The organism is Klebsiella sp. JB_Kp004 (assembly GCF_040065795.1).
GTDB lineage: Bacteria > Pseudomonadota > Gammaproteobacteria > Enterobacterales > Enterobacteriaceae > Klebsiella > Klebsiella quasipneumoniae.
In genome coordinates, this window is the sequence record NZ_JBEAKW010000004.1 from 175,091 (window position 1) to 193,649 (window position 18,559).

Here is an 18,559-nt window from a genome sequence, read left to right on the forward strand (position 1 = left end):
ATGTCAGGACATTTTATGCCTTCACTGCTCTTGCAATCTCTTTTCCCGTTGGTATTTATCATGCTGCTCGGATGGCTTAGCGGTAAACTCGGCTATACCCGCCGTGAGGACGCCTCCGTTCTTGCCACGGTGGTTATCCGCTTTGCCCTTCCTTTTCATCTTTTTATCGGCGCATTACATACCAGCCCGGATAAAATAAAAAACTTCACCTTTATGGCGGTGCTGGTTATTGGTCTGATGGGGTCGTATTTTCTTACGCTACTGATCTCGCGCTACGTTTTTCGTCATGATATTAAAACCAGCGCGATTCAGTCGCTGGTTTGCGCCTTCCCCGATATGGCCTACTTTGGCGCCCCCGTGCTGGCGGTGCTGATAGGTCCGGAGGGCTTTCTCGGGGTGCTTATCGGAAACCTGGTGACCAGCGTGTTGATGATCCCTCTGACCATCATCCTGATCCGCATGGGAGACCAGCCCGGAGACGCTGAGGCTCCCCAGCTCCACGCCAAGCAGTTGATCCTGCAAAACCTACTTAACGCCGTGCGAAATCCCATTGTCTGGATCCCCATTTCCGGGGTGCTGCTCAGCCTGGCCGGGATCCAGCTGCCGCCTCTGCTCAGCGTGCCCGTCGAAATGGTGGGTAAAATCGCCGGCGGTCTGTCACTGTTCGCCCTTGGGCTGCTGTTTTACGGTGAACGTCCGACAGTCAATATTCAAACCTGCACCAACATTAGTATTAAAAACCTGATCCAGCCGGCCATGATGGCGCTGGCCGGGCTGGCCTTTGGGCTCAGTCATTCCCTGATGCAACAGGTTATTATCATTGGCGCCACGCCTTCCGCTATCGCGGCGGGGATGTTTGCCCTGCGCAGCGATACCTATATTGAACCCGCCTCATCTTCTATTTTGCTGGGCACCGCCATCGGCGTGGTCACCGAAGGCGTCATGATTTATCTCATTTCGTAATCACAGAAATAAAACACCAAGACATCAGGTAATGTTTTAATTTGATATTCAGGAGTCATGTAATGTTAGCCACAGAAACCTTATACACCCCCTATAACGGTGCTGTCCTGCTGGAAAACCCGTTATTAAATAAAGGCCTCGCGTTTACGGAAAGCGAACGCACAGCGTTTAATCTTCAGGGACTGTTACCGCACAATGTGGAAACCATTGAGGAACAAACCGAGCGCGCATGGGGTCAGTTTTGTCAGTTCAAAAAAAGCATTTCGCGCCATATTTATCTCAGAAATATTCAGGACACAAACGAGACGTTATTCTATAACCTGCTGCGCAGCCATATGAAAGAGACGCTGCCCATTATTTATACCCCGACGGTGGGTGAAGCGTGCGAACACTTTTCAGAAATATATCGCCGGGGACGCGGCCTGTTCATCTCCTGGCCCAACCGTCACCATATTGACGAGATGCTTCAGGGGTTTTCCCGCAACGATATCAAAGTCATCGTGGTAACCGATGGCGAGCGTATTCTGGGGCTGGGCGACCAGGGGATCGGCGGTATGGGGATCCCCATTGGCAAACTCTCGTTATATACCGCCTGCGGGGGCATTCACCCGGCATCAACGCTGCCCATTATGTTAGATGTCGGGACCAACAATCCGCAGCATCTGGAGGATCCGCTATATATGGGCTGGCGACATCCGCGCATCAGCGATGAGCAGTACCTGGAGTTTATGGACATGTTTGTTCATGCCATTCAGCAGCGCTGGCCGAATGTCTTGCTCCAGTTTGAAGATTTTGCCCAAAAGAATGCCACGCGACTGCTCAACCGCTATCGACACCAGCTGTGTTGTTTTAACGATGATATTCAGGGAACCGCCGCCGTGACCTCGGGAACCCTGATCGCCGCCGCTGCCGCCGCCGGGACGTCGCTCCGCGACCAGCGGGTGGTTTTCCTTGGCGGCGGTTCGGCCGGATGCGGCATTGCGGAAAAAATCATTGCGCTGATGGTGGATGATGGGCTCTCAGAAACGGAAGCACGTCGCCGCATCTTTATGGTTGACCGCTTTGGTCTGCTGACTGATGAGATGCCTAATCTGCTCAATTTTCAGCGCGAGCTGGTCACCCCCCGAGCCAGTATCGCCCACTGGGATACCGAGGCGGCCCAGCTGTCGCTGATGGATGTCGTACGCAACGTCCACCCTACCGTGCTGATCGGCGTGTCAGGCCAGCCGGGGCTGTTTAGCGAAGAGATAGTGAAAGAGATGCATCGGCACTGCCCGCGTCCGATTATTATGCCGCTCTCTAACCCCACCTCCCGAGCCGAGGCCCAGCCGAAGGATCTGCTGGAGTGGACCCGGGGTAGCGCGCTCATCGCCACCGGCAGCCCGTTCGACCCTGTCTTCTATGACGGCAAAACCTACGACATTGCCCAGTGCAACAACGCCTATATTTTCCCCGGTCTGGGGCTGGGGATCCTTGCCAGTAAAGCCGAGCGCGTCACCGAAGCAATGCTTATCACCTGCAGTAAAACGCTGGCCGCCCACTCGCCTCTGGCGACCCGCGAAACCGGCGGTTTACTGCCGCCGGTAGAAGAGATCGAGATGATCTCACGGGCTATTGCCGCAGAGGTCGCCCGCGCGGCTCAACTGGACGGCGTAGCGCCGCAGATTGACGAGGCGCAGCTGGCGGCGAATATCGATAAAACCTTCTGGCGAGCGCGCTACACCGCGTATAAACGTTCGTCATTGTGATCGCTCATCTCGCGGGAAGCCGGCTGGCTTCCCGCCACTCGGGGGAACCACCCATGTTCAATGTGCTGATTGTCGATGATGATCCTATGGTGGCCGAACTGAACCGGTTGTTTATCAGCCAGGTAGCTGATTTTCACTGCTGCGGAGTCGCGACGACGATCGCCGATGCCAACGCGATGCTGAGCCATCTGGCGCCGATCGATCTGCTGCTGCTGGATGTCTATATGCAACAGGAGAGCGGCCTGGACCTGCTGCCGGCGCTTCGCGCTGATGGGCGGAATATTGATGTCATCATGATGACGTCCGCCGCCGATGCGCTCACCGTGCAGACGGCGCTGCGCTATGGCGTGGTTGATTACCTGATTAAACCGTTTCAGTTTCCGCGCTTTGAGCAAGCCCTGCGAACCTGGCGCAATAAACGCGATGCGAAGCAAGCGAAATCCTGCTACGCCCAAGCGGATATCGACACCCTGCTACGCCGCGGGGTTCAACAACAGGACGGCCCCCGCCGCTTGCCGAAAGGGCTGACGCCGCAAACGCTTCGCCTGGTGTGCCGGTGGATAATCGCTCATCAGGCGCGAGATTTTTCAACCAATGAGCTGGCGGCGGCACTGCAGATCTCCAGAGTTTCATGCCGCAAATACCTGATTTGGCTGGAACAGATCAACGTGCTATTCACCAGCAATCACTACGGTATCACCGGCCGACCGGAGTATCGTTACCGGCTTGCGGCTGAGAACATGATGTTGCTGACGCAATATAGCCAGTGAGCCGGGAATGCCCACTGGCGCGCCTGCAGACTACTTCTTAGGGTACAGCTCTTTGCGTTTGTAGGGCTCGATTTCACCCGGCTTGCGCGTCTTCAGCAGCTTCAGGATCCAGGTGTACTGCTCGGTGTGCGGCGTAACAAACACCTCCACCTCTTCGTTCATCCGCCGGGCGATCGTTGTATCGTCAGCGTCCAGCAGATCGTCCATCGGCGGGCGCACCAGCACCGTCAGGCGATGCGTTTTGCCATCGTAGACCGGGAACAGCGGAACGACGCGGGCGCGGCATACCTTCATTAAACGGCCAATCGCCGGCAGCGTGGCCTTATAGGTCGCGAAGAAATCCACAAACTCGCTGTGCTCGGCGCCGTGATCCTGATCGGGGAGATAGTAGCCCCAGTAACCCTGGCGCACCGACTGAATAAACGGTTTGATCCCGTCGTTGCGCGCGTGCATCCTTCCGCCAAAACGACGACGTACGGTATTCCACACGTAATCGAAGACCGGGTTACCCTGGTTGTGGAACATCGCCGCCATCTTCTGCCCGCCGGAGGCCATCAGCATCGCCGGGATATCCACGCCCCAAGCGTGCGGGACGAGGAAAATCACCTTTTCATTATTGCGCTGCAGCTCGTCGATGATCGCTTTACCCTGCCAGTCGACGCGGGCGAGAATTTTCTGCGGATCGCGCAGGCCCAGCTCGGCCATCATCACCATCGCCTGCGGCGCCGAGGCGTACATGGCGTCGATGATCGCTTCCCGCTCGTGCTCGCTTTTATCCGGGAAGCAATACAGCAAATTAATCTGCGCCCGGCGGCGCGAGCTTTTCGCCAGACGCCCGACCAGACGACCGAGTTTGCCGAGAAGCGGATCGCGAAAGGAAGGCGGCGTCAGCGCAATACCGGCGAAGGCAAAGACCCCCAGCCAGGCGCCCCAGTAGCGCGGCAGTAAAAAAGATTTTTCAAACTTAGGGATAAACTCAATATTATTTTTTTTCGTTTCCATGCCCAATCCGCAGATCGACTGCTTAATCAAGATAATGGGATAGTGTAGCGAGACGTTGGGTATCCTACAAAATAAAAAGCCGGCGCCCTTGGGGCACCGGCTTTTCACTGACCGGTGGTTAGTCAAACCGCAGCTGCGGAACGACCTCTTTGACCTGCGCCAGATAATCGGTACGGTCGGAACCGCTCAGCCCTTCGGTACGCGGCAGTTTCGCCGTCAGCGGGTTGACCGCCTGCTGGTTGATCCACACTTCGTAGTGCAGGTGCGGCCCGGTAGAGCGTCCGGTATTCCCCGACAGCGCAATACGATCCCCGCGCTTCACTTTCTGCCCCGGCTTCACCAGCAGCTTACGCAGGTGCATGTAGCGAGTGGTATAGGTACGGCCGTGGCGGATGGCCACGTAATACCCGGCGGCGCCGCTACGCTTGGCCACCACCACTTCGCCATCACCCACCGCCAGCACAGGCGTTCCCTGCGGCATCGCGAAATCGACGCCACGGTGCGGCGCGACGCGCCCGGTGACCGGGTTCAGACGACGCGGGTTAAAGTTAGAGGAGACGCGGAACTGACGCGCCGTCGGGAAGCGCATAAAGCCTTTCGCCAGCCCCGTCCCGTTGCGGTCGTAGAATTTTCCGTCTTCGGCACGAATGGCAAAGTAGTCCTTTCCGTCAGAACGCAGGCGCACGCCAAGCAGCTGGCTTTGCTCGCGTTTGCCGTCAAGCATTTCGCGCGACATCAATACCGAGAACTCATCGCCTTTCTTCAGCTTACGGAAATCCATTTGCCACTGCATGGCCTTGATCACCGCGCTGATTTCCGTGCTGGTCAGCCCGGCATCGCGCGCGCTGGAGACAAAGCTGGCGCCGACGGTGCCTTTTAGCACGCTGTTGACCCAGTCGCCTTTCTGCAGCTCGCTGCTCATTTTAAAGCCGTTAGCCACGCGGGTGTAGGTGCGGGTTTCGCGGCGGGACATCTCCCAGGTCAGACTCTGCAGATCGCCGTCGGCGGTCAGGGTCCAGGAGAGCTGCTGGCCAATCTTCAGATTACGCAACTCTTTATCGGCGGAGGAGAGCTGGGCGATATCACCCATATCGATACCGTACTGGTTCAGGATGCTGCTGAGGGTATCGCCGGTCGACACCACGTATTCGTGCCCGCCGGCATCGCTATCGGCTTTTTCGTCGAGTTCATCCTGAGGAATGGCTTCTTCTTCCTGCGGGGCCTGGTCGATCGGCTCGGAGGCTTCCGGCAGCAGGGAGCGGATCTCGCTTTTTTCCAGTTCAATGGTTCTGACGATGGGGGCGGATTCCGGGTGGTAAATGTAGGGTCGCCAGACGGCGACCGCTAAGGTAAGAACGCTAAGCGACCCCAGCATGACGCGATGAGGTCGTGGCAGATTGTTAAATGCCTGAGTGACAGCGCGGGCTATCTGTTGCACGTATTCACTTCCTCGTTAATCTCCTTTCAGGCAGCCCGAATACTGATTCGCCAGCTGGGTGAGGAATTGCGGGTAACTCGCTTTACCCAGCTTAATTCCGCTACCCAGTGGATCCAGGGTCCCCATGCGCACAGACGTGCCCCGGGCAACAGCTTCGATAACCGCTGGCCTGAACTGTGGCTCAGCAAAAACGCAAGTGGCTTTCTGCTCAACCAGTTGTGTTCTGATTTCGTGTAAACGCTGCGCACCGGGCTGTATTTCAGGGTTGACGGTAAAATGCCCCAGCGAGGTCAAACCGTAGTGTTTTTCAAAGTAACCGTAGGCGTCATGAAAAACGAAATAGCCCTTTCCTTTCAGCGGTGCCAGCTCATTGCTAACCTGCTTGTCGGTCGCCGCCAGCGCGGCCTCGAACTGCTGCAGGTTGCTGTCGAGTTTGGCTCGACTCTGCGGCATAAGTTCCAATAATTTATCGTGGATTGCAACCGCCGAAAGCCGCGCTATCTCTGGGGATAACCACAGATGCATATTGTAGATACCGTGATGGTGATCGCCGTCACTTTTTTCCGCTGCGCCATGGTCATGACCATGATGATCGTCATCGTCGTCAGCGCCGGTCATCAGCAGCGGTTTGACCCCATCCAGCTCTGCGATAGTCACCTTTTTATTCGCCGCAATGCTTTGCGTCGACTTATCCATAAAGGCTTCCATTTCCGGACCGATCCACACCACTAAGTCTGCGTTCTGTAAGCGTTTTACATCGGAAGGACGGAGAGAATAATCATGCTCGGAGGCGCCATCGGGCAGCAGCACCTGGGTGTCGGTAACCCCATCGGCGATAGCCGCCGCGATAAAGCCCAGCGGTTTCATGGAAGTCACCACGGCGGCACTGGCCTGCGGTACCTGTGCGAACAAAAAAACAGCGCCAAGTCCAGCGCAAAGAAGCGTATTTTTATGTAACATAATGCGTCTAGTCATCGAAACGAGTGAGTGTGATGTGATATTATAACATTCACTAGCTTGTGCAACCCCTAAATGATTATGACAAACCTTGTAACGCTGGAAAATGTCTCGGTGGCCTTTGGCCAACGCCGCGTGCTGTCTGACATCTCGCTGGCTCTCACGCCAGGCAAAATATTGACCCTGCTGGGCCCCAACGGCGCCGGCAAATCGACGCTTGTGCGGGTGGTTCTGGGGCTGGTAGCACCGACAGAGGGTGTTATCAAGCGCGAAGAACGCCTGCGGATCGGCTATGTGCCGCAGAAACTGCATCTCGACGCCACGCTGCCGCTGACCGTCAGCCGCTTCCTGCGTTTGCGTCCGGGCACCCGCAAAGACGACATCCTGCCGGCGCTGAAGCGCGTGCAGGCCGGGCATCTCATCGACGCTCCGATGCAAAAACTTTCCGGCGGAGAAACCCAGCGCGTGCTGCTGGCCCGCGCCCTGCTCAATCGCCCGCAGCTGCTGGTGCTGGATGAACCGACCCAGGGCGTCGACGTTAATGGCCAGGTTGCGCTCTACGATCTTATCGACCAGCTGCGCCATGAGCTGGACTGCGCGGTGCTGATGGTCTCCCACGACCTGCATCTGGTCATGGCCAAAACCGACGAGGTATTGTGCCTGAACCAGCATATCTGCTGCTCCGGCGCACCAGAGGTCGTCTCAATGCATCCGGAGTTTATCTCCATGTTCGGCCCACGCGGCGCGGAACAGCTGGGGATCTACCGCCATCACCATAATCACCGCCACGATCTTCAGGGGCGAATTGTACTGCGTCGGGGAAACAGCCGCTAATGATTGAACTTTTGTTACCTGGCTGGCTGGCCGGGATGATGCTGGCCTGCGCCGCCGGCCCGCTGGGCTCCTTTGTGGTCTGGCGCCGTATGTCCTATTTCGGCGACACACTGGCGCATGCCTCGCTGCTCGGCGTCGCTTTCGGTTTACTGCTGAACGTCAATCCGTTTTATGCGGTGATCGCCGTCACCCTGCTGCTGGCCGGCGGGCTGGTATGGCTGGAAAAACGGCCGCATCTGGCGATCGATACCCTGCTGGGCATCATGGCGCACAGCGCGCTCTCCCTGGGGCTGGTGGTGGTCAGTCTGATGTCTAACGTCCGCGTCGATCTGATGGCGTACCTGTTCGGCGATCTGCTGGCGGTCACCCCGCAGGACCTGATCGCCATTGCCATTGGCGTGGTGATTGTGATTGGCATTCTGCTCTGGCAGTGGCGGAATCTGCTGGCGATGACCATCAGTCCGGACCTGGCGTTTGTCGATGGCGTGAAGCTGCAGCGGGTCAAGCTGCTGTTGATGCTGGTCACCGCCCTGACTATCGGCGTGGCGATGAAGTTCGTCGGGGCGCTGATCATCACTTCCCTGCTGATTATCCCGGCCGCCACCGCCCGCCGTTTTGCCCGCACGCCGGAGCAGATGGCCGCCGTGGCGGTGGGCGTGGGCATGCTGGCCGTCACCGGCGGGTTAACCTTCTCGGCTTTCTACGACACGCCGGCCGGTCCATCGGTGGTGCTGTGCGCCGCGGTGCTGTTTATTCTCAGCATGACGAAAAAAGCCGCCAGCTAAAAATGAAAAACCCGGTCGCGCTGCTGACCGGGTCTCCCGATGAACGACACATCAGTAGCGAACTACGGCATCTCCGGCGGCGTAATCCCGAAATGATTCCAGGCGCGCACCGTCGCCATTCTTCCCCGCGGCGTACGCTGCAGAAAACCCTGCTGAATTAAGTAGGGCTCCAGCACATCTTCAATGGTTTCCCGCTCTTCGCCAATCGCGGCGGCGAGGTTATCCAGCCCCACCGGTCCGCCGAAGAACTTATCTATCACCGCCAGCAGCAGCTTGCGGTCCATATAGTCGAACCCTTCCGCATCGACGTTGAGCATATCCAGCGCCTGGGCGGCAATGTCGGCGGAGATGGTGCCGTCGTGGCGCACTTCCGCGAAGTCACGCACCCTACGCAGCAGACGGTTGGCAATACGCGGCGTGCCGCGTGAACGGCGGGCCACTTCCAGCGCGCCCTCGTCGCTCATCTCCAGCCCCATATGGCGGGCGCTGCGGCTGACAATATGCTGCAGATCGGGGATCTGATAGAACTCCAGACGCTGCACGATGCCAAAGCGGTCGCGCAGCGGCGAAGTCAATGAACCGGCCCGGGTGGTGGCGCCGATCAGGGTAAACGGCGGCAGGTCGATTTTAATCGAGCGCGCCGCCGGACCTTCGCCAATCATGATATCCAGCTGGTAATCTTCCATTGCCGGATAGAGCACCTCTTCCACCACCGGCGAGAGGCGATGGATCTCATCGATAAACAGCACATCATGCGGTTCAAGGTTGGTGAGCATCGCGGCGAGATCGCCCGCTTTCTCCAGCACCGGGCCGGAGGTGGTACGCAGATTCACCCCCATTTCATTGGCGACGATATTGGCCAGGGTGGTTTTCCCCAACCCTGGCGGGCCAAAAATCAGCAGGTGATCGAGGGCGTCGCCGCGCAGCTTCGCCGCCTGGATAAAAATCTCCATCTGCGAACGCACCTGCGGCTGGCCGACATACTCTGCCAGCAATTTTGGGCGGATGGCGCGGTCAGCGGCCTCTTCGAAGCCGCTGCTGTCTGCCGATACCAGCCGATCTGCTTCAATCATCCCTTACCTCACAACGCGGCGCGCAGCGCTTCGCGGATTAGCGTTTCACTGTTGGCGTCCGGACGCGCGATCTTGCTGACCATCCGGCTGGCCTCCTGCGGTTTATAGCCCAGCGCGACCAGCGCGGCAACCGCTTCCTGCTCGGCATCGTCCGCCGTCGGGCCTGCCGGTGAGGTCAGTACCAGATCGGCGGCCGGGGTGAACAGATCGCCGTGCAGTCCTTTGAAGCGGTCTTTCATCTCAACGATCAGGCGTTCAGCGGTTTTTTTGCCAATCCCCGGCAGCTTCACCAGCGAGGCGACCTCTTCCCGCTCAACGGCGTTGACGAACTGCTGCGCCGACATGCCGGAGAGGATCGCCAGCGCCAGCTTTGGCCCTACGCCGTTGGTTTTGATCAGTTCTTTAAACAGGGTACGCTCCTGTTTGTTGTTAAACCCATACAGCAGCTGGGCATCTTCACGCACCACAAAGTGGGTGAAGACAATCGCCTCCTGCCCGGCCTCCGGCAGCTCATAGAAGCAGGTCATTGGCATGTGCACTTCATAGCCGACGCCCGCCGTTTCCAGCAACACCAGCGGGGGTTGTTTTTCGAGAATGATGCCTCTGAGTCTGCCTATCACGTGGGGCTCCTGCGTTATGGTCTAAGTATCTGGCGGTATCATAAAAAAAGGCTGGATAGATATCCAGCCTGATTTGCGATTATCGTAAGCGCCCTCGCGCCAGATTGAGCCGGGTCTCGCTGATCTGCGCGGCATTCTGGCTGACATGGCAATGGGTGATGGCGATCGCCAGCGCATCCGCCGCATCCGCCTGCGGATTGGCAGGCAGCTTGAGCAGGGTGCGCACCATGTGCTGGACCTGACTCTTTTCAGCGCTGCCGATGCCGACAACCGTCTGCTTAACCTGGCGGGCGGCATATTCAAACACCGGTAACGACTGATTGGTCGCCGCCACGATCGCCACCCCGCGCGCCTGCCCGAGCTTTAACGCCGAGTCGGCATTCTTGGCCATAAAGACCTGCTCAATGGCGAAAAAGTCAGGCTGGAACTGGGTGATGATCTCCGTCACTCCGGCGTAGATCAGCTTCAGCCGCGACGGCAAATCGTCCACTTTGGTGCGGATACAGCCGCTGCCAAGGTAGCTCAGCTGCCGGCCAACCTGACGGATCACGCCATAACCGGTAACGCGCGACCCCGGGTCAATGCCGAGAATAATAGCCATCACGCGCCTCCGGTTAACCGTGGATGCGACTGCATCACAGGGTGGCTGCGACCTCGTCGGAGATCTCGCCGTTATGGTACACTTCCTGCACGTCGTCGCAGTCTTCGAGCATATCGATCAGACGCAGCAGCTTCGGCGCCGTCTCGGCATCCATATCCGCTTTGGTGGACGGGATCATCGAGACTTCGGCAGCGTCGGCTTTCAGGCCAGCGGCTTCCAGCGCGTCGCGCACGGCGCCCATCTCTTCCCAGGCGGTGTAGACGTCGATCGCGCCGTCGTCATAGGTCACCACGTCTTCAGCGCCAGCTTCCAGCGCCGCTTCCATGATGGTGTCTTCATCGCCTTTCTCAAAGGAGATGACGCCTTTTTTGCTGAACAGGTAGGAGACGGAACCGTCGGTGCCGAGGTTACCACCGGTTTTAGTGAAGGCGTGACGCACTTCCGCAACGGTACGGTTACGGTTGTCGGACAGACATTCTACCATCACCGCGGTGCCGCCAGGGCCATAGCCTTCATAAATGATGGTTTCCATGTTCGCGTCTTCATCGCCGCCGACGCCGCGCGCGATGGCGCGGTTCAGGGTGTCGCGGGTCATGTTGTTAGACAGCGCTTTATCCACCGCCGCACGCAGACGCGGGTTGGACGCCGGATCGCCGCCGCCCAGACGCGCTGCGGTAACCAGTTCGCGAATGATTTTCGTAAAGATTTTACCGCGCTTGGCATCCTGTGCCGCTTTGCGGTGTTTGGTGTTGGCCCATTTACTATGACCTGCCATAAAAAACTCTCCAAAAAGCGCGCCCTTTCAGGCGGCGTTAATTACAAATTCTTCAATCGCCTGCCGGTTGCTCCACGACTTGGTCAGCGCAGCGGCTTCCGTCGCGCTGACCCAGCGGTAGGCCAGATGTTCGGTAAAGGTAATTTCCCGCTCATGAGGCAGCGCAAGACAGAACCAAAATTCCGTATTACGCTCCACTCCCGGCGCATAGCGATGACGCAAATGAGAAAATATCTCGAACTCCACCGTGCGCTGACAGTCGATTAAGGTCAGTTGCTCGCAGGCAACGTCAATGGCGACCTCTTCCTTTACTTCACGCGCGGCGGCCTGCAGCGCGGTCTCTCCTGCTTCCAGGCTGCCGGTGACCGACTGCCAGAACGCGGGATCGTCGCGCCGCTGCAACATCAGCACCCGTTTGGTATCTTCGGCGTAAATCACCACCAGCACCGAAACGGGCAGCTTAAATGACATATTACTTGTTCTCCAGAGACGCTTTTGCCTCTTTCTCCACAACCTGAATACCCAGTTCACTGAGCGCCGCCGGATTGGCGAAGCTTGGCGCTTCGGTCATCAGGCAGGCGGCCGCGGTGGTTTTCGGGAAAGCGATAACGTCGCGGATGTTATCGGTGCCGGTCAGCAGCATGGTCAGACGGTCAAGACCGAACGCCAGGCCCGCATGCGGCGGGGTACCGTATTTCAGCGCATCGAGCAGGAAGCCGAATTTCTCACGCTGTTCCTGTTCGTTAATGCCCAGAATACCAAATACCGTCTGCTGCATGTCGCCGCGGTGGATACGCACCGAACCGCCGCCGACTTCATAACCGTTAATGACCATATCATAGGCGTTGGCCACGGCCTCTTCCGGCGCAGCTTTCAGCTCGTCCGCCGTCATATCTTTCGGCGAGGTGAACGGATGGTGCATCGCCGTCAGGCCGCCTTCGCCGTCGTCTTCGAACATCGGGAAGTCGATCACCCACAGCGGCGCCCATTTGCTCTCGTCAGTCAGGCTCAGATCTTTGCCCAGCTTCAGACGCAGCGCGCCCAGCGCGTCGGCCACCACTTTCTTGTTGTCGGCGCCGAAGAAAATCATGTCTCCGTCCTGCGCGCCGGTGCGGTCGAGGATCGCTTCCACGATTTCAGCGGTCAGGAATTTGGCCACCGGGCTGTTGATCCCGTCCATGCCTTTGGCACGTTCAGTCACTTTAATATAGGCCAGCCCTTTCGCGCCGTAGATCTTGACAAAGTTGCCGTATTCGTCAATCAGCTTGCGGGTCAGAGAAGCCCCGCCCGGCACGCGCAGCGCCGCCACGCGCCCTTTCGGATCGTTGGCCGGGCCGGCAAAGACCGCGAACTCCACTGATTTCAGCAGGTCGGCGACGTCCACCAGCTCCATCGGGTTACGCAGGTCCGGTTTATCGGAGCCGTAGCGACGTTCGGCTTCGGCGAAGGTCATGATCGGGAAATCGCCCAGATCGACGCCTTTAATCTCCAGCCACAGCTGACGCACCATCGCTTCCATGATCTCACGCACCTGCGGCGCGGTCATAAAGGAGGTTTCCACGTCGATCTGGGTAAATTCAGGCTGACGGTCGGCACGCAGGTCTTCATCGCGGAAGCATTTGACGATCTGATAGTAGCGGTCGAAGCCGGACATCATCAGCAGCTGTTTGAACAGCTGCGGCGACTGCGGCAGCGCGTAGAATTTGCCTTTATGCACGCGGGAAGGCACGAGGTAATCGCGGGCGCCTTCCGGGGTGGCTTTGGTCAGCATCGGGGTTTCGATGTCGAGGAAGCCATGGTCATCCATAAAGCGGCGCACAAAGCTGGTGATTTTCGCGCGGGTTTTCAGACGCTGCGCCATTTCCGGACGACGCAGGTCGAGGTAGCGGTATTTCAGACGCGCTTCTTCGGTGTTGACGTGATTGGAGTCCAGCGGCAGCGATTCTGAACGGTTAATGATCGTCAGATCGGAAGCCAGCACTTCGATAGCGCCGGTGGCCATGTCCGCGTTGATGTTTTTCTCTTCACGCGCGCGAACGGTGCCAGTGACCTGAATGCAGAACTCATTACGCAGTTCAGAGGCTAACTTCAACGCATCCGCACGATCCGGATCGAAAAACACCTGAACGATGCCTTCGCGGTCGCGCATATCGATAAAAATGAGGCTACCGAGATCGCGACGGCGGTTGACCCAACCACACAGAGTCACCTGCTGCCCAACGTGGGACTGTCGAAGCTGTCCGCAATATTCTGTACGCATGAGATATCCCTTAACTTAGCCGTCGGCGGATTGTCGTCTGCCCTGCAGGCGACGAGGTCGCAGCTTTAGCTGATGTCACAACTGAATGAAAAAAGGCGGCTATTATACTGGAAATTCTGTCGTTCGATAAGTCCGACGCACGATGTACGCTGCTTTGCTGCGCGCTTAACGTCCACACTCACATAAATTAACAAAATTTGTTACCCTTTTGCTGAAGCCGCAAAGGTATTGTAGCCGCCTGACAACAGATGAAGATACGGGGATACCATGTTAGAACTCAATGCGAAAAACACGGCGCTGGTGGTGATCGATCTGCAGGAAGGCATTTTGCCTTTTGCCGGCGGCCCACATCGGGCTGACGAGGTGGTGGCGCGCGCCGCCCGCCTGGCAGACAAGTGCCGACAACAGGGTTCGCCGGTCATCATGGTCCGCGTCGGCTGGTCGGCCGATTTCGCCGAAGCGCTGAAACAGCCTGTCGACGCGCAGGCCGGGGCGCATACGCTGCCTGAGAACTGGTGGACCTATCCGGCCACGCTGGGTAAGCAGGAGAGCGATATCGAAGTGACCAAACGCCAGTGGGGCGCGTTCTATGGCACCGACCTTGAGCTTCAGCTGCGTCGCCGCGGTATCGACACCATTATTCTCTGCGGCATCGCCACCAACATCGGCGTCGAATCCACCGCCCGCAACGCCTGGGAGCTGGGTTTTAACCTGGTCATTGCCGAAGATGCCTGCAGCGCCGCCTCCGCCGAGCAGCATCAGGGCAGCATGAAGCATATTTTCCCGCGCATCGGCCGCGTGCGCAGCACCGAGGAGATCCTCGCCGCGTTATGATTTATATTGGGCTTCCCCAGTGGTCGCACCCGAAATGGGTGCGCCTTGGCATCACCAGCCTTGAAGAGTACGCCCGCCACTTCAATTGCGTCGAGGGCAACACCACCCTGTATGCGCTACCGAAGCCGGAGATTGTCGCCCGCTGGTACGAGCAGACCCACGAAAACTTCCGCTTCTGCTTTAAATTTCCGGCAACTATCTCGCACCAGGCCGCCCTGCGCCACTGCGACGATTTAAGCCGTGAATTCTTCACCCGCCTGGCGCCGCTGGCCTCGCGCATCGGCCAGTACTGGCTGCAGCTGCCGGCGACCTTCGGCCCTCGCGATCTCCCGGCGCTATGGCATTTTCTCGACGCACTGCCGAAGGATTTCACCTACGGCGTCGAAGTTCGTCACCCCGAGTTCTTCGCCAAAGGGGAAGCGGAACAGCAGCTCAACCGCGGGCTGCACCAGCGCAACGTCAACCGCGTGATCCTCGACAGCCGCCCGGTCCATAGCGCCGCAGCCACCAGTCCGGCGATGATCGACGCGCAACAAAAGAAACCGAAGGTGCCGGTGCATGCGGTGATGACCGCCCGGCAGCCAATGGTGCGCTTTATCGGCGGCGACGATATGGCCCATAACCGGGAACTGTTTCGCGTCTGGCTGCAGACGCTGCCGAAATGGCATCAGTCAGGGACGCCGTGGCTGTTCCTGCATACTCCCGATATTGCCTACGCGCCGACGCTGGTCGATACCCTGTGGGGCGATCTGCGCGCCGCCCTGCCGGCGGCAGGAAATGCGCCGTCGATTCCGCAGCAATCTTCTCTTTTCTGATATCCTGCTATCATATCCGGAGCCATCTGCCAGAGTTAAAGGGAGTTTTCGTATGGTCAGCGCGCTGTATGCCGTTTTAGGTGCGTTATTGTTAGTGAAGTTCTCATTTGACGTGGTGCGTTTGCGCACCCAATACCATGTAGGCTACGGCGACGGCGGCTTCAGCGAACTGCAGGTCGCCATCCGCGTTCACGGCAATGCCGTCGAATATGTGCCGATTGGCCTCATTTTACTGTTATTTATGGAGATGAACGGCGCCCAGACCTGGATGGTGCACGTTTGCGGCATTTTATTGATCGTCGGACGACTGATGCACTCCTGGGGTTTTCATCACCGCGTCTACCACTGGCGCCGTTCCGGCATGAGCGCCACCTGGTGCGCGTTGTTGCTGATGGTGCTGGCCAATCTCTGGTATATGCCCTGGGAGTTGGTTTTCTCCCTCCGTTAGCGCACAATACGCCGTTTTCGTTTTTTCGGGTTTAACGTTATGTCTCACCGCGATACGCTTTTTTCCGCGCCGATTGCCAGCCTCGGCGACTGGACCTTTGATGAACGGGTTGCTGAAGTCTTCCCCGATATGATCCAGCGTTCTGTGCCTGGCTACTCCAATATCATCTCGATGATCGGCATGCTGGCCGAGCGCTTCGTTCAGCCCCACACCCAGGTTTACGATCTTGGCTGTTCGCTGGGCGCCGCCACCCTCTCCGTGCGCCGCAATATTAGCCATCCGGGATGTCGCATTATCGCCATCGACAACTCCCCGGCGATGGTGGAGCGCTGCCGTCGCCATATTGACGCCTATAAAGCGCCGACGCCGGTCGAGGTGATTGAAGGGGATATCCGCGATGTGGCCATTGAAAACGCCTCGCTGGTGATCCTGAACTTTACCATTCAGTTCCTTGAGCCGGGCGATCGTCAGGCGATCCTGAATAAAGTCTATCAGGGGCTGAATCCCGGCGGCGCGCTGGTGCTCTCGGAGAAATTCAGCTTCGAAGACGCCCACGTCGGTGAGCTGCTGTTCAATATGCATCATGACTTTAAGCGCGCGAACGGCTACAGCGAGCTGGAGATTAGCCAGAAACGCAGCATGCTGGAAAACGTGATGCTGACCGACTCTGTGGAAACCCATAAAAAACGCCTGCGTCAGGCGGGGTTCGAACATGCTGAACTGTGGTTCCAGTGCTTTAACTTTGGCTCGCTGGTGGCAGTAAAATCCGGGGAGCAGGCATGATCGACTTCAGTAACTTTTATCAGCTGATCGCCAAAAGCCCGCTGTCTCACTGGCTGGAGACGCTGCCTGCCCAGGTAGCCGCCTGGCAGCGCGAGGCCCTGCACGGCAAGTTTCGCGAATGGGAGCGCGCCGTTGAGTTTCTTCCGGAATTAACGCCCTGGCGTCTGGACCTCCTGCACAGCGTCACCGCCGAAAGCGAAACGCCGCTCAGCGAAGGCCATCGGCTGCGGGTAGAAAACCTGCTTAAAAACCTGATGCCATGGCGCAAAGGCCCTTATTCGCTGTACGGCATCAACATCGATACCGAATGGCGCTCCGACTGGAAATGGGAGCGCGTCCTGCCGCATCTGTCCGATCTTAGCGGACGGACCATCCTCGACGTGGGCTGCGGCAGCGGCTATCACATGTGGCGGATGATCGGCGCGGGCGCGCATCTGGCGGTCGGCATCGATCCCACCCAGCTGTTCCTGTGCCAGTTTGAAGCGGTGCGTAAGCTGCTTGGCAACGACCAGCGGGCGCATCTCCTGCCGCTGGGCATCGAGCAGCTCCCGGCGCTGGAGGCCTTTGACACCGTGTTCTCGATGGGCGTGCTCTACCATCGCCGCTCGCCGCTGGACCACCTGTGGCAGCTGAAAGATCAGCTGGCGCCGGGTGGCGAGCTGGTACTGGAGACGCTGGTGGTCGAAGGCGATGAAAATACGGTGCTGGTTCCGGGCGACCGCTATGCGCAGATGCGCAACGTCTATTTTATTCCCTCCGCGGCGGCCCTGAAAATGTGGCTGGAGAAGTGCGGGTTTATCGATGTGCGCATCGTCGACGCCTGCGTCACCTCGACGGAAGAGCAGCGTCGCACCGAATGGATGACCAGCGAATCGCTGGCCGATTTCCTCGACCCGCAGGATCAGCGCAAAACCGTGGAAGGCTATCCGGCGCCGCTGCGCGCCGTGATTATCGCCACCAAACCGGAAACGCAGCAGTCGCTGGCGAAGAAAGCGAGATAAAAAAAGGCCCCTGTTTAATGGGCAGGGGCCTGGTACGGGCAATCATCATATTGGGCGACATGATGTGCAGCAAAAACCGTTTAACTTCTGTCAGCGGAAATTATCTTTTTCATCTCCGCCACCGCTGCGCCATTGACGGCGTAGCGCCTGTATTCGTCCGCATCGGGATCGGCTGACATCGAAACGCCTGGATGACGAAAGCGCATTTCCGATGGCAACCACTGGCCTGCAGAGCTATGAACCTCTTTCACCCCCGCCTGCAGAAACAGCGGCAGGTTCGCGGCGCGCACTCCCGCACCGGCCATAATGATTGGAGTATCCCCTGCGGCAATAAGTTCCGTAATTAATGAAATACCTTTCTCCGCCGAGGATTGCTGACCGGAAGTCAGGATACGTTTAACCCCCAGCTCACCCAGCGTCTCCCAGGCCTGACGCGGGTCGGCGCACAGATCGAACGCGCGATGAAAGGTCACCGCCAGCGGCCCGGCCGCGGCCATTATTTTTTTCATCCGCGGGATATCGACCTGACCATCGGCATTCAGCACGCCGGTCACCAGCCCGGGAAAGCCGAGCTCCCGCACCATGCGGATATCGCCAAGCATCGCGGCGAACTCCTCTTCGGTGTAGCAGAAATCACCGCCGCGCGGGCGGATAATCGGATGCACCGGGAGGGTAATCGCCTCGCGGACCGAGACCAGCACCCCGTAAGAGGGTGTTAGTCCCCCTTCCTGCGGCGCGGCGCAGAGTTCAATACGATCGGCGCCGCAGCGCTCAGCCTCCCGGGCGCACGCCATGCTGTAACAACAAACTTCCAGTACCGCCATTGCTCACTCCCTGATCCAGACAACCTTC

General features: G+C 58.3%; 20 protein-coding genes. 10 read left to right on the forward strand and 10 right to left on the reverse strand.

Going from position 1 to position 18,559, the window contains the following annotated elements; translation table 11 throughout:
* The first annotated feature begins 15 nt into the window (after positions 1 to 15).
* The 3 genes from ABLX76_RS05015 (at position 16) to dcuR (ending at position 3,481) form a co-directional block, all read left to right on the forward strand.
* A complete protein-coding gene (locus tag ABLX76_RS05015; RefSeq protein ID WP_087849344.1) occupies positions 16 to 963 on the forward strand; it encodes an AEC family transporter in 948 nt (315 codons plus the stop codon).
* A 62-nt stretch (positions 964 to 1,025) separates the two neighbouring features.
* Positions 1,026 to 2,711, forward strand: a complete 1,686-nt coding sequence (locus ABLX76_RS05020) for an NAD-dependent malic enzyme (protein WP_065881155.1) — start codon at positions 1,026 to 1,028, stop codon at positions 2,709 to 2,711.
* Positions 2,712 to 2,764: 53 nt separating this feature from the next.
* On the forward strand, positions 2,765 to 3,481 hold the full coding sequence (dcuR, locus tag ABLX76_RS05025) for a two-component system response regulator DcuR (protein ID WP_086075576.1): 717 nt from the start codon (positions 2,765 to 2,767) through the stop codon (positions 3,479 to 3,481).
* Between the two features lie 30 nt (positions 3,482 to 3,511).
* Here the strand turns inward: dcuR and lpxM are convergent, their stop codons facing one another.
* The 3 genes from lpxM to znuA form a co-directional block, all read right to left on the reverse strand.
* Complete coding sequence (lpxM, locus tag ABLX76_RS05030) at positions 3,512 to 4,483, reverse strand: lauroyl-Kdo(2)-lipid IV(A) myristoyltransferase (RefSeq protein WP_044523984.1); 972 nt, start codon at positions 4,481 to 4,483, stop codon at positions 3,512 to 3,514.
* Positions 4,484 to 4,601: 118 nt separating this feature from the next.
* The gene (gene mepM, locus ABLX76_RS05035) at positions 4,602 to 5,921 is read right to left on the reverse strand and encodes a murein DD-endopeptidase MepM (RefSeq protein ID WP_023290249.1); all 1,320 of its coding nucleotides are present in this window, start codon (positions 5,919 to 5,921) and stop codon (positions 4,602 to 4,604) included.
* 15 nt (positions 5,922 to 5,936) lie between these two features.
* Complete coding sequence (znuA, locus tag ABLX76_RS05040) at positions 5,937 to 6,881, reverse strand: zinc ABC transporter substrate-binding protein ZnuA (RefSeq protein WP_048297818.1); 945 nt, start codon at positions 6,879 to 6,881, stop codon at positions 5,937 to 5,939.
* A gap of 78 nt (positions 6,882 to 6,959) precedes the next feature.
* On the opposite strand from znuA, the gene znuC reads away from it, so the two are divergent.
* Together znuC and znuB are read left to right on the forward strand one after the other, a co-directional pair.
* Complete coding sequence (znuC, locus tag ABLX76_RS05045; RefSeq protein ID WP_004203406.1) at positions 6,960 to 7,712, forward strand: zinc ABC transporter ATP-binding protein ZnuC; 753 nt, start codon at positions 6,960 to 6,962, stop codon at positions 7,710 to 7,712.
* A complete protein-coding gene (gene znuB / locus ABLX76_RS05050; RefSeq protein WP_004212745.1) occupies positions 7,712 to 8,497 on the forward strand; it encodes a zinc ABC transporter permease subunit ZnuB in 786 nt (261 codons plus the stop codon). The genes znuC and znuB overlap by 1 nt, the downstream gene beginning before the upstream one ends.
* Positions 8,498 to 8,559: 62 nt before the next feature.
* On the opposite strand, the gene ruvB is transcribed toward znuB, so the two are convergent.
* The 6 genes from ruvB to aspS all read right to left on the reverse strand — a co-directional run bounded on the left by ruvB (position 8,560) and on the right by aspS (position 13,826).
* The gene (gene ruvB, locus ABLX76_RS05055) at positions 8,560 to 9,570 is read right to left on the reverse strand and encodes a Holliday junction branch migration DNA helicase RuvB (RefSeq protein WP_004148860.1); all 1,011 of its coding nucleotides are present in this window, start codon (positions 9,568 to 9,570) and stop codon (positions 8,560 to 8,562) included.
* Positions 9,571 to 9,578: 8 nt separating this feature from the next.
* Positions 9,579 to 10,190, reverse strand: coding sequence for a Holliday junction branch migration protein RuvA (gene ruvA / locus ABLX76_RS05060; protein WP_002911454.1), 612 nt, complete (start codon positions 10,188 to 10,190; stop codon positions 9,579 to 9,581).
* A gap of 79 nt (positions 10,191 to 10,269) precedes the next feature.
* Positions 10,270 to 10,791 (reverse strand): crossover junction endodeoxyribonuclease RuvC, encoded by a 522-nt coding sequence (gene ruvC, locus ABLX76_RS05065; protein ID WP_004203412.1) that lies wholly within the window; start codon positions 10,789 to 10,791, stop codon positions 10,270 to 10,272.
* A gap of 34 nt (positions 10,792 to 10,825) precedes the next feature.
* Positions 10,826 to 11,566, reverse strand: a complete 741-nt coding sequence (locus ABLX76_RS05070) for a YebC/PmpR family DNA-binding transcriptional regulator (protein WP_002911459.1) — start codon at positions 11,564 to 11,566, stop codon at positions 10,826 to 10,828.
* Between the two features lie 27 nt (positions 11,567 to 11,593).
* A complete protein-coding gene (gene nudB / locus ABLX76_RS05075; protein WP_002911477.1) occupies positions 11,594 to 12,037 on the reverse strand; it encodes a dihydroneopterin triphosphate diphosphatase in 444 nt (147 codons plus the stop codon).
* A gap of 1 nt (position 12,038) precedes the next feature.
* Positions 12,039 to 13,826, reverse strand: coding sequence for an aspartate--tRNA ligase (gene aspS / locus ABLX76_RS05080; RefSeq protein WP_023290254.1), 1,788 nt, complete (start codon positions 13,824 to 13,826; stop codon positions 12,039 to 12,041).
* Between the two features lie 267 nt (positions 13,827 to 14,093).
* Here aspS and ABLX76_RS05085 point away from each other — a divergent pair, with 267 nt between their 5' ends.
* Genes ABLX76_RS05085 through cmoB form a run of 5 tightly spaced genes read left to right on the forward strand, consistent with a single transcriptional unit; the run spans position 14,094 to position 17,707 of the window.
* Positions 14,094 to 14,660: a hydrolase gene (locus ABLX76_RS05085; RefSeq protein WP_289552076.1), complete on the forward strand. Its 567-nt coding sequence runs from the start codon at positions 14,094 to 14,096 to the stop codon at positions 14,658 to 14,660.
* Positions 14,657 to 15,475: a DUF72 domain-containing protein gene (locus ABLX76_RS05090; protein WP_348874113.1), complete on the forward strand. Its 819-nt coding sequence runs from the start codon at positions 14,657 to 14,659 to the stop codon at positions 15,473 to 15,475. Before ABLX76_RS05085 ends, ABLX76_RS05090 begins: the two co-directional genes overlap by 4 nt.
* A gap of 52 nt (positions 15,476 to 15,527) precedes the next feature.
* Complete coding sequence (locus ABLX76_RS05095) at positions 15,528 to 15,923, forward strand: MAPEG family protein (RefSeq protein ID WP_008804243.1); 396 nt, start codon at positions 15,528 to 15,530, stop codon at positions 15,921 to 15,923.
* A gap of 39 nt (positions 15,924 to 15,962) precedes the next feature.
* A complete protein-coding gene (gene cmoA, locus ABLX76_RS05100; RefSeq protein WP_004203422.1) occupies positions 15,963 to 16,706 on the forward strand; it encodes a carboxy-S-adenosyl-L-methionine synthase CmoA in 744 nt (247 codons plus the stop codon).
* Positions 16,703 to 17,707 (forward strand): tRNA 5-methoxyuridine(34)/uridine 5-oxyacetic acid(34) synthase CmoB, encoded by a 1,005-nt coding sequence (gene cmoB / locus ABLX76_RS05105; RefSeq protein WP_023290258.1) that lies wholly within the window; start codon positions 16,703 to 16,705, stop codon positions 17,705 to 17,707. Before cmoA ends, cmoB begins: the two co-directional genes overlap by 4 nt.
* Before the next feature lie 80 nt (positions 17,708 to 17,787).
* On the opposite strand, the gene cutC is transcribed toward cmoB, so the two are convergent.
* On the reverse strand, positions 17,788 to 18,531 hold the full coding sequence (gene cutC, locus ABLX76_RS05110; RefSeq protein ID WP_023290259.1) for a copper homeostasis protein CutC: 744 nt from the start codon (positions 18,529 to 18,531) through the stop codon (positions 17,788 to 17,790).
* Positions 18,532 to 18,559 lie beyond the last annotated feature (28 nt).

Excerpts from the sequence above, each read along its gene's own strand:
- ABLX76_RS05015 (WP_087849344.1), top strand. The coding sequence starts at position 16 with ATGCCTTCACTGCTCTTGCAATCTCTTTTCCCGTTGGTATTTATCATG.
- ABLX76_RS05020 (WP_065881155.1), top strand. The coding sequence starts at position 1,026 with ATGTTAGCCACAGAAACCTTATACACCCCCTATAACGGTGCTGTCCTG.
- dcuR (WP_086075576.1), top strand. The coding sequence starts at position 2,765 with ATGTTCAATGTGCTGATTGTCGATGATGATCCTATGGTGGCCGAACTG.
- lpxM (WP_044523984.1), bottom strand. The coding sequence starts at position 4,483 with ATGGAAACGAAAAAAAATAATATTGAGTTTATCCCTAAGTTTGAAAAA.
- znuA (WP_048297818.1), bottom strand. The coding sequence starts at position 6,881 with ATGTTACATAAAAATACGCTTCTTTGCGCTGGACTTGGCGCTGTTTTT.
- znuC (WP_004203406.1), top strand. The coding sequence starts at position 6,960 with ATGACAAACCTTGTAACGCTGGAAAATGTCTCGGTGGCCTTTGGCCAA.
- znuB (WP_004212745.1), top strand. The coding sequence starts at position 7,712 with ATGATTGAACTTTTGTTACCTGGCTGGCTGGCCGGGATGATGCTGGCC.
- ruvB (WP_004148860.1), bottom strand. The coding sequence starts at position 9,570 with ATGATTGAAGCAGATCGGCTGGTATCGGCAGACAGCAGCGGCTTCGAA.
- ruvC (WP_004203412.1), bottom strand. The coding sequence starts at position 10,791 with ATGGCTATTATTCTCGGCATTGACCCGGGGTCGCGCGTTACCGGTTAT.
- ABLX76_RS05070 (WP_002911459.1), bottom strand. The coding sequence starts at position 11,566 with ATGGCAGGTCATAGTAAATGGGCCAACACCAAACACCGCAAAGCGGCA.
- nudB (WP_002911477.1), bottom strand. The coding sequence starts at position 12,037 with ATGTCATTTAAGCTGCCCGTTTCGGTGCTGGTGGTGATTTACGCCGAA.
- aspS (WP_023290254.1), bottom strand. The coding sequence starts at position 13,826 with ATGCGTACAGAATATTGCGGACAGCTTCGACAGTCCCACGTTGGGCAG.
- ABLX76_RS05085 (WP_289552076.1), top strand. The coding sequence starts at position 14,094 with ATGTTAGAACTCAATGCGAAAAACACGGCGCTGGTGGTGATCGATCTG.
- ABLX76_RS05090 (WP_348874113.1), top strand. The coding sequence starts at position 14,657 with ATGATTTATATTGGGCTTCCCCAGTGGTCGCACCCGAAATGGGTGCGC.
- ABLX76_RS05095 (WP_008804243.1), top strand. The coding sequence starts at position 15,528 with ATGGTCAGCGCGCTGTATGCCGTTTTAGGTGCGTTATTGTTAGTGAAG.
- cmoA (WP_004203422.1), top strand. The coding sequence starts at position 15,963 with ATGTCTCACCGCGATACGCTTTTTTCCGCGCCGATTGCCAGCCTCGGC.
- cmoB (WP_023290258.1), top strand. The coding sequence starts at position 16,703 with ATGATCGACTTCAGTAACTTTTATCAGCTGATCGCCAAAAGCCCGCTG.
- cutC (WP_023290259.1), bottom strand. The coding sequence starts at position 18,531 with ATGGCGGTACTGGAAGTTTGTTGTTACAGCATGGCGTGCGCCCGGGAG.